Annotated in this window: 9 protein-coding genes and 1 pseudogene; 6 read left to right on the top strand and 4 right to left on the bottom strand. The window is 57.1% G+C overall.

Annotated elements, in window-relative coordinates:
• Window positions 1–394 (bottom strand): annotated as a pseudogene (locus IQ254_RS27505) (hypothetical protein); the annotation flags it as partial.
• A gap of 245 nt (window positions 395–639) precedes the next feature.
• On the opposite strand from IQ254_RS27505, the gene IQ254_RS27500 reads away from it, so the two are divergent.
• Both IQ254_RS27500 and IQ254_RS27495 read left to right on the top strand, forming a co-directional pair.
• Window positions 640–1,245, top strand: a complete 606-nt coding sequence (locus IQ254_RS27500) for a GNAT family N-acetyltransferase (RefSeq protein ID WP_193969344.1) — start codon at window positions 640–642, stop codon at window positions 1,243–1,245.
• A 357-nt stretch (window positions 1,246–1,602) separates the two neighbouring features.
• The gene (locus IQ254_RS27495; protein ID WP_193969343.1) at window positions 1,603–2,031 is read left to right on the top strand and encodes a hypothetical protein; all 429 of its coding nucleotides are present in this window, start codon (window positions 1,603–1,605) and stop codon (window positions 2,029–2,031) included.
• A 10-nt stretch (window positions 2,032–2,041) separates the two neighbouring features.
• On the opposite strand, the gene IQ254_RS27490 is transcribed toward IQ254_RS27495, so the two are convergent.
• Window positions 2,042–3,196: a histidinol-phosphate transaminase gene (locus tag IQ254_RS27490; protein WP_228041155.1), complete on the bottom strand. Its 1,155-nt coding sequence runs from the start codon at window positions 3,194–3,196 to the stop codon at window positions 2,042–2,044.
• A gap of 196 nt (window positions 3,197–3,392) precedes the next feature.
• On the opposite strand from IQ254_RS27490, the gene IQ254_RS27485 reads away from it, so the two are divergent.
• From IQ254_RS27485 to IQ254_RS27470, 4 genes are all read left to right on the top strand, one after another.
• Window positions 3,393–4,475 carry a PIN/TRAM domain-containing protein gene (locus IQ254_RS27485; protein ID WP_193969341.1) on the top strand — a complete coding sequence of 361 codons (1,083 nt, stop codon included), beginning with the start codon at window positions 3,393–3,395 and terminating at the stop codon, window positions 4,473–4,475.
• Between the two features lie 81 nt (window positions 4,476–4,556).
• Complete coding sequence (aroA, locus tag IQ254_RS27480) at window positions 4,557–5,906, top strand: 3-phosphoshikimate 1-carboxyvinyltransferase (protein WP_193969340.1); 1,350 nt, start codon at window positions 4,557–4,559, stop codon at window positions 5,904–5,906.
• Between the two features lie 82 nt (window positions 5,907–5,988).
• On the top strand, window positions 5,989–6,429 hold the full coding sequence (locus IQ254_RS27475) for a hypothetical protein (protein WP_193969339.1): 441 nt from the start codon (window positions 5,989–5,991) through the stop codon (window positions 6,427–6,429).
• A 199-nt stretch (window positions 6,430–6,628) separates the two neighbouring features.
• Window positions 6,629–7,087: a GatB/YqeY domain-containing protein gene (locus IQ254_RS27470; protein ID WP_193969338.1), complete on the top strand. Its 459-nt coding sequence runs from the start codon at window positions 6,629–6,631 to the stop codon at window positions 7,085–7,087.
• A 22-nt stretch (window positions 7,088–7,109) separates the two neighbouring features.
• On the opposite strand, the gene IQ254_RS27465 is transcribed toward IQ254_RS27470, so the two are convergent.
• Window positions 7,110–7,562, bottom strand: a complete 453-nt coding sequence (locus tag IQ254_RS27465; protein WP_228041154.1) for a hypothetical protein — start codon at window positions 7,560–7,562, stop codon at window positions 7,110–7,112.
• A 391-nt stretch (window positions 7,563–7,953) separates the two neighbouring features.
• On the bottom strand, window positions 7,954–8,421 hold the full coding sequence (locus IQ254_RS27460) for a hypothetical protein (RefSeq protein WP_193969336.1): 468 nt from the start codon (window positions 8,419–8,421) through the stop codon (window positions 7,954–7,956).
• Window positions 8,422–8,796 lie beyond the last annotated feature (375 nt).

Below are 8,796 nucleotides of genomic sequence, written 5' to 3'. Positions count from 1 at the left end.
CTGGGGCCGGGCTCGGGCGGGGCGCCGGGGTCACCAGCGGGCGATCCATTGGAGGAGCGGGCGATACCGTGGGCGCAAGGGGCACTGCTGCTGCTGGAGCCGTCTGGGCCGCCATCGGTGTCTCGATCGCTGTTTGTGCCTCTACCTTAGCCGCGTCAGCCCCAGTCTCCATGGTGGATGGGTCAAGGGGCGGCAGGTCGGGCGGCGGATCTACCAGCTGAATCGGCAGCGGTGCCATTTCGCCCTCGGGCAACGCAGGGGTTTGAATCGCTAACGTGCGCACTAGCCCCAGGGCCAACCCGTGGACTAAAACCGAGGCCACCGCCGCCGTGGGCCAGAGCAGTTTAGGATCGCGCTGACGAGCAAAGGTAGTGAGAAATGAAGCGGTAGCCATCGCTAGAGAGTCCTTTGCCCAAGCAAACTACACAGTGCTGCTAGCATCCAGACAACAGCACCTAAACTAACGAGATCATGCGATCGCGCCAGCACACACACACCTTTTTTTAGATCCTACTCCCTGACCAGGGGCAGGGGGGTATATTGACTGCTAAGGCGATTGGCCAAACATTCGGGCTGAGTGTTAGGCACTCGCTTCGCTAACGCCAACGCTAGCATCCATTGCGTTTGCCCCAGAGGCTCATGTTACAGGCCGACCCCAATCTGCCCTCCCTGCCCGCCACGGCAGCCAGCCAACCGACCATTCGCATGGCCAGTCTGGGCGATCTCGATCGGTTGACCCATGTGCTGACCGCCAGCTTTTACAGCGGTGACGGCTGGCGGCAGTGGGTATATCCCTTTGTTCGCCTGGGCATTTACGAAGATCTTAAACAGCGGCTCAAGGCTCAGTCTCCCCGCTATGTCTGCCTGGCTGCGCTGCCGCTGCCCCCAGCCCATCAACCGCTAGACGATGCGATCGCAGGCACCGCTGAAGCCTCCCTGCGCCAGCCTTGGCCCTGGCAGGGCGATCGCCATGTCTACATTTCTAACCTGGCCGTAGAGGCAGCCTACCGACGGCAAGGCATTGCCCGCCGCTTGCTCCAGTCCTGCGAGCAGGTGGCCCTCCAGTGGTGCGTCCACGAGCTCCGCCTCCACGTGATGGAAGATAACTATGCTGCTCGGGAGCTATACCGAAAATTTGGGTTTTCTACCGTCCAGGCAGAAGATTCCCCCGCCTCATGGCTGGGGCTACAGGCCCGTCGACTGTTGTTGCACAAACAACTTTCGCCGCTGCGGCCACCACAGTAGCCGACCCTAGCCCGGACAACTTCACAAAAACCTCAAACTACGGAGAAAGAAATTTACCTCTGCTTTAACTCAGCTAAATACTTGCTGAGGGGTCTGGCAGGTCTTTACTCTAAAATAAGAATTTGAGAAGTTAGGCATGAATAACCATCCAAAGCTGGTCCACACCGCAGCTAATTGAGCTAATCAGTCTATTGTCGCTACTGTGTGACGGGGATGATCTCCAACTTTGAGCAAAATATCGCCGGGCCAGGCTACGGAGGGAAAACCTCCGATGGTTTTGCTGGCCCTCAGTCGCTCCGTTCGCGTGCCGTTTATTCTGCTAGCCAACTGTCAAATCCTTTCTTTGAGTCAAGCCTATTGACGTCAGACGATGACGATATTTTGGCGAAGATTCGCAGTGGCAAGCTGTGGACGGTTAATAGTCGCCGCCGCAATGGTTTGATCATTCATAAAGAGTTTTATACCGAGTTTGCAGGGCCCGGTGCGGCGGTAGGCGGCGGCTTAGATAATGACTGCCGAGCCGTTATTCCCCTGGGCAGTCTATCGCTCATTTCACCTGAGTCAGCAGCAGCTCAGCAGAAGGCGCTCAAGATTCGCCTGCAGTGGGTGCGGCTGACCCAAAATTTTACCGACAAGCCAGTGCCTATCGATCGGGCTCAGCTCATTCTCGAACAGTTTAAGAGTTACTTTGACCAGAGCATTGTCGATCAGGTACCCGACGAGGCGTTTGCCCTGCTGGTGGGGGTACTGCCCTACACCGTGCAGCGGGCCAGACATCTAGTCTAGGTACCCCCTCTCAGAGCTGTTTTAGGTGGGTCAGGGTGCGGGCATTTTCTACCGGGGTGCCCACGGTAATTCTCAAGCCGCCGCCCGTATGACGGATCAGCGTACCCTGGGTGCGCAGCTGATGAAACCATCGCTTTAGTTCGGTTTCTAGGGGCTGACCGGGCTGTGAGGGGGGTCTGCCGTAGAGAAAGTTGGCGGCACTGGGCCACAGGCTGAGGCGGGTCTGCTGGGCGATCGCCGCCGCTAGCACCTGCCGCTGCTGCTGCATCTCGGGTATCACGGCCAGCAGCTCATGGCGGTGAGCAAGGGCGAGCTGAGCCGCCGCCTGGGTCAGGCTGGGCAAGTTGTAGGGTAAACGCACTTTCTCTAGGGCCTGGATCAAGGCTGGGTTAGCCACGGCGTAACCGACTCGATAGGCGGCCAGGCGAAAGGCTTTAGAAAAGGTGCGCATGACGACCCAGTTGGGGCGGCTCAGGACGGCGGCCACCGTTGTCTGCTGACTAAACTCAAAGTAGGCTTCGTCCACCACCACCAAAATCTCTGGGGGTAGTTGTTCTAGCCAGGCTAGTTCGGCGGCAGTCAGCGCATTGCCGGTGGGAGAGTTGGGGTGCACCATAAACACAACCCGCACGGGTGCGGCCTCTGGCTGCTCGATCGCTCGCTGGGCAGCGTCTACATTGATGGCAAAGGTCTCGTCGCTCCGCCCTACCGCCACCACAGGAATGCCCAGAGTACGGGCCAGAATGCCATACATCGAGAACGTAGGGTTGGCGACCAAGATCGATCCGTCACCGCCAACGCAGGTGGCAATCAATAGCGATCGAATCAACTCGTCGGAGCCATTGCCCACGGAAATATGCTCGGCCCCAAAGGCGCTGCCCGGGGCCGACTCGGTAACGTACTGGGCGATCGCCGCCTGGAGCGCCCCGTGGCCACCGTCAGGGTAGCGGTTGGCGGCAATGTCGTGGTGCAGTTGCCAGGCCAGCTTTTCCTTCAGCGCGTTGGGCAGGTCGTAGGGGCATTCATTGGTGTCTAAAATGTCCAGCACAGCTGGCGTCGGGTCTGCCGCTGACGCTACGTGGGGAGTATAAGCCGCCAGCTGAACCACCGCCGATCGCAAAAAGGGCAAAGACATATTAAGGTGCAGGTGCAATAACGGTTCCATTATTGCAGAGGGAACGGTGGCTCTGGCCCTAGACAACCATAGGGATAGCCGTAGGCTAGTGGGGGACGCGAACATTAGCGGTATACTTTTGCCAATCTCGCTCCTCCGGTCGCTTTAAATCTGGCGGAGTACACTGTTAGGGGTAAGCACTCAGCCTCTAGCCGCTGCCCAATCACAGCCCGAGCCGCAGATCACCATGCTAGACGCACTCATCGTATTCTCATTCATCCTGGCAGGGGCGGGGATCGGTTTCTATAGCATTGACCTGCTACCAGAGCCCATTTTGCAGCAGGTGACCAATCTGGAGGCCCTGGGCGCGGTGACCGCCGTGTTTGGCGGGCTGATTGGCACTGGTTTAGGTCTGGTGATGCAGACCAGCTACCGCCGCCTGGAGCGGCAGGTTAAAGAGCTGCCTCCCGATCGCATTTTGACTCGGGCTGTGGGTCTGGTGCTGGGTTTGCTGATCGCCAACCTGATGCTGGCCCCCCTGTTTTTGCTGCCGATTCCGGCTGAATTTGGCTTTATTAAACCCATGACGGCGGTACTGGGTAGCGTGCTGTTTGCCGTCTCGGGCATGAACTTAGCCGATACCCACGGGCGCTCGCTGCTGCGGCTGATTAGCCCCAGCACCCTGGAGTCTACCCTGGTGGCCGAGGGCACGCTAAAACCCTCTAAGACCAAGGTGCTCGACACCAGCTGCATTATTGATGGCCGCATTGAAGGGCTGATGGATACCGGCTTTTTAGAAGGGCAACTGCTGGTACCGCAGTTTGTACTGCAAGAGCTGCAAAATGTTGCCGATGCCTCTAACGACCAAAAGCGCGATCGCGGGCGGCGGGGCCTAGACGTACTCAACCGCATCCGCGATGCCTATCCCAATCGGCTGCTGATCAACTCCGTTGACTACGACGATATTCCCACCGTCGATGCCAAGCTGGTGAAGCTGGCCCAGGAACTCAACGCCATGCTGCTCACCAACGACTACAATCTCAACAAAGTCGCCAGCTTTCAAGATGTCCAGGTGCTCAACATCAACGACTTGGCCCAGGCCATTCGTCCTGCCTACCTGCCGGGCGATGATATTGATCTAAAAGTGCTAAAAGAGGGCAAGGAGCCCTCCCAGGGCGTGGGCTACCTCAACGATGGCACCATGGTCGTGGTTGAAGAGGGCCGTGACTATATCGGCGAAGAGTTGGAGGTTGTGGTCACCGGGTCGCTGCAAACCTCTGCTGGGCGGATGATTTTTGCCCGGCCTAAAACCTCAATGGTGGCCTCCTAGGGCGACTGGGGCATTGCCAGCCCTCGACCTATCCCACAGCGCAATAGGGTACGATCAGCAACGGTTTTTATTACTGCCGCCATGACTGCCCGCATTGAGCTGATCGACGCCGCTCCCCACCAAACCCTCACCCTCGAGTTTCCCGGTGATGGAGTTACCCTACAGGGGCGAGTGCGGGTGCCGGGGGATAAGTCCATCTCCCACCGAGCGCTGATGCTGGGGGCGATCGCCCAGGGCGAAACCCGCATTCAGGGCCTGCTGCTGGGCGAAGACCCGCGCAGCACCGCCGCCTGCTTTCAGGCCATGGGCGTCACCCTGTCGCCCCTCGAAGACGAATGGGTGACGGTGCAGGGGGTGGGTCTGGGAAATTTGCAGGAACCTACAGACGTATTGGATGCCGGTAACTCTGGCACCACTCTGCGGCTGATGCTGGGCCTGCTGGCTTCCCACCCCGATCGCTACTTTGCGGTCACGGGCGATAGTTCGCTGCGATCGCGCCCGATGGATCGGGTGATTAAACCCCTAGCTCAGATGGGGGCCGAGATCTGGGGCCGGCAAAACAACCGCTTGGCTCCCCTGGCGGTGCGCGGTCAGGCCCTCAAACCCATTTATTACCAATCTCCCGTAGCCTCAGCCCAGGTCAAATCCTGCATTTTGCTGGCCGGGTTGATGACCGACGGCGCCACCACCGTGACCGAGCCCAGCCGATCGCGCGACCACAGCGAGCGCATGCTGCGAGCCTTCGGCGCTGACTTGGTGGTGGATGCTGACGCCTGTAGGGTCACGGTGCAGGGGCCAACCACCCTCACGGGTCAAACCATTGTGGTGCCCGGCGACATTAGCTCAGCGGCGTTTTGGTTGGTGGCCGGGGCCATTACCCCTGGCTCTGATTTGGTAATTGAGCATGTCGGCATTAACCCGACCCGCACCGGCATTCTCGATGCCCTCCAGGCGATGGAAGCCGACATCGCCCTCGAAAACCCCCGCACCGTTACCGGGGAACCCGTAGCCGACTTACGGGTACGCCACAGCCGCCTCAAGGCCACTGTCCTCAGCGGCGATCTAATTCCCCGCATGATCGATGAAATTCCGATCTTGGCGGTAGCAGCCCTGTTTGCCGAAGGCACAACCACCATCACCGATGCCGCCGAGCTGCGGGTTAAGGAATGCGATCGCATTGCCGTCATGACCAGTCAGCTAACCCAACTCGGTGCCCGAGTCGATGAACATCCCGACGGTCTCACCATCTACGGTGGTACCCGGCTCATGGGTGCTACCGTAGATAGCTATAATGACCACCGCATTGCCATGAGCATGGCGATTGCAGCTCTCCGAGCCCAGGGCACTGTGACCGTGCAGCGAGCCGAAGCCGCCGCCGTCTCTTATCCCAGCTTTAGGCAGACTCTAGCCCAACTCTGCGGCCTACTCTAAGTTCATCGGCAAACCATGACTTAGATAGCCACCCTGGGCACACTCTAACCAGGCCCAGGAGGCTCGACGTTTAACAAAAACGATGCAACCGCTGAGAAACTTTGTCAATAGCATCACCACTTATATGGCCCTCAGCCCCGATATGGTTGCCCGCCACCGGGTCAACCAGGAGCTGCAATCGCGCCCCTACCTAACCTGCCACGAGTGGTTTCTCCGCTATTGGACTCCCCCCGCCGTGCCTCGATCGCTGCCTAAGCCGCTGATTGAATTTGTCTATGGGCAACTGCAAGCCTACTCTGGCCTCGAAATGGGGTACATCCAGCCCAGCGATCACCTGGTCAACGACCTGGCCTTTCCAGCGGTGTGCTGGTTTGACTGGGGCCTAACACTGTGCGCCGATTTTGACGAAACCTTTGGCCTCGATATCAGCGACTACTTTGACGAGACCCAGTTTTTCACCCTTGCCGACCTCGTTGATTTTTTATGGCAGCAGCTAGATCAACGAGAGGCAGAACCAGGGTAAGGCAGTCGATCGAGTAGCGTAGCCACCTGCCAACAGACAAGGCACTCAATTTTGACAGACCCCAGTGGCGTCTCCCCGCCGTTCACGCCCTCGCCTCGCCTCAATTTCATCCCTCACCCCCTCAGTGTTTCCAATCAGCGTTTAAAGTGGGGATGCAGCTCAAGTAGGGCTGCCGAGGTAAGTCAGAGGTATCTGTACCATGAGTCTAAAAGACCGGATCAGCGACGACATTAAGACCGCTATGAAGGCCAAAGACAAGTTGCGCCTGGAGACAGTTCGCAGCATCAAAAAAGTCATTCTTGAAAAAGAGACCCTGGTGCGTCCCCATGGCCAGGATGCCCTCACCCCCGACCAAGAACTAGACGTCTTGACCCAGCTTGCCAAACAACGCAAAGATGCGGTCGAACAGTACCAAAAGGCTGGCCGCGACGACTTGGCCGATCAAGAAGCTCAAGAGCTAGTCATCATTGAAGAATATTTGCCCCAGCAGCTCAGCGATGCCGAGATCGAAGCCGTCATCAACGAATTAGTAGCCAAAACTGGCGCGACATCGGCCAGAGACATGGGCAAGGTGATGGGGCCTGCTATGCAACAGCTCAAAGGCCGCGCCGATGGCAGTAAGGTACAGGCCATGGTCAAGGCAAAACTGACCAGCTAACGGTAGCTGGGTTGCAGCGGCCTCAGGCTAAATTAGCAGCATCTTGCAGTTGTTCACGGATGTGGGCTAACCGTTCGCGATCGGTAATTAGGATCTCGCTGTAGCTGCTTTGCCACACAGCTTGGCCCAGTTGGCTGCGGCGCAGGTTAATGCGTTTCGCCGCTGCCGCCTTAAAACCGGCGATGAAGGACGATAGCAGCCAAGGTTTTGGCTGGTCTAAGTAGCCCGAGGTAGGTGAGTCTAGCGCCGTGGTTAGCTGTAGCAACAAAATACTGCTGAGGCTGTTCGGGGTAATCGCCAGGGTATCGACTTCAATTCTCTGGCGATTCTTGGCCGCATGCACCCATTCATCAGCCACAATTAGGCCGCAGGCGTTGAGGCACAGTTTGCCCTGGTCGTAGCTACCCAGCAGAGGCTGCTGCTGAAAGGTAGACAACCTAATTAAATAGGCTCTAGTGGCCGTTCCGGGAGTCAAAGTCTCTAACCTCAGAGGGTCTACTAGGATGTAGGCGTGACCGTGTAAGCCCATTGCTTGAAACCATCAATGTACCCGCACCTGATAGCCATAGTCTGCCCAGTCCCCCGACATTGACACCAGGTTGGGGCTGGAATAATGTTGTCAACGCTACTGATTAGCCTCAGGCCATTGACACCCTTACCCCCTCGGTACAGCCCAAGGCTAAAACCTAACCAACGCCTAGAAGGCCGGTACAGAAACCCGGTTTCTCGGCCAGAATGCCAGTCATGCCGTTAGGGCAGTGACAAAGAAACCGGGTTTTTAGCCATACTGTACCGATGCTCTAGGGAGAGAACTTCTACCGACACCCCAGTCTATTTACCACCACGCCAGGGCAAAGGCTGTCGGACTACATACCCTCGGCAAAGGCTTTGATCAACTGATCGAGATAGCCATTGACTAATTGAGCCGCTTCCTGGGGGAGCGCCGCGCTCATTTCAGCCTGAAGGCTGCGATAGGCATCAATAGCAGAATTTTCTTTATGCAGGGCGCGGGTAATATTTTGCATCCACACCACGTACTCCTCTATGAAGCCGTCTGGGTTGTCGAGCAAGATAGCTTTGGCAATACACTCTACGGTGTAGAGCATATCCCGCTGGCACTTAGCCCCGTGCTCTTGCACCACCTGCCGATAGTTGGTAGAAGCGAGCTGACGCAGTGCTTTGAGCACTAGGGCTTCACCCTCATCCTGCAGCCGGACATAGGTTCTCACTCGAGACTCAAAGGAAGTGACGAACTGGGCCAGAGGGCGCAGTTCTGTATCGCTAAGGTAGCGTCCGTCGGACTTCTGAATAGACTCTAGCAAGGAATTATTCATGGCGGTGTGATGTGTTAACACAGGGGAAAGGCTTGGTTTAACTTGCCCAAAACGTTAAGATAATTAACACTCTTGGCAGCCTAGGCCTGGGCTTGATTGGGTTTCTCAAAGCAAACTGATTTGGCTAGGATTGACCTGAGTTATACCAACAGCCTGTTGGGTTACCCCAGGTTCCTCAGGGCGAATGCCACTCACCCCTACAATTTTGCTTTTATGGAATCGGGGTTATGCAGTTTTGGTATTAGCTAAGTAGCTAGGCGCAATTAAATATAAAACGTTCCAGTGGGTAATCTCCGGTTCTACTACGTGCCTCCATGCCCTCAATGACGGTCATGGCCAGGTCATATTCGTTATCAAACATCTGCCCGGCAATCT

The sequence above is a fragment of the Nodosilinea sp. LEGE 07088 genome (genome assembly GCF_015207395.1).
Classification (GTDB): Bacteria; Cyanobacteriota; Cyanobacteriia; order Phormidesmidales; family Phormidesmidaceae; genus Nodosilinea.
This window is presented reverse-complemented; position numbering and strand designations above follow the sequence as displayed.

Excerpts from the sequence above, each read along its gene's own strand:
- IQ254_RS27500 (WP_193969344.1), top strand. The coding sequence starts at position 640 with ATGTTACAGGCCGACCCCAATCTGCCCTCCCTGCCCGCCACGGCAGCC.
- IQ254_RS27490 (WP_228041155.1), bottom strand. The coding sequence starts at position 3,196 with ATGGAACCGTTATTGCACCTGCACCTTAATATGTCTTTGCCCTTTTTG.
- IQ254_RS27485 (WP_193969341.1), top strand. The coding sequence starts at position 3,393 with ATGCTAGACGCACTCATCGTATTCTCATTCATCCTGGCAGGGGCGGGG.
- aroA (WP_193969340.1), top strand. The coding sequence starts at position 4,557 with ATGACTGCCCGCATTGAGCTGATCGACGCCGCTCCCCACCAAACCCTC.
- IQ254_RS27475 (WP_193969339.1), top strand. The coding sequence starts at position 5,989 with ATGCAACCGCTGAGAAACTTTGTCAATAGCATCACCACTTATATGGCC.
- IQ254_RS27470 (WP_193969338.1), top strand. The coding sequence starts at position 6,629 with ATGAGTCTAAAAGACCGGATCAGCGACGACATTAAGACCGCTATGAAG.
- IQ254_RS27460 (WP_193969336.1), bottom strand. The coding sequence starts at position 8,421 with ATGAATAATTCCTTGCTAGAGTCTATTCAGAAGTCCGACGGACGCTAC.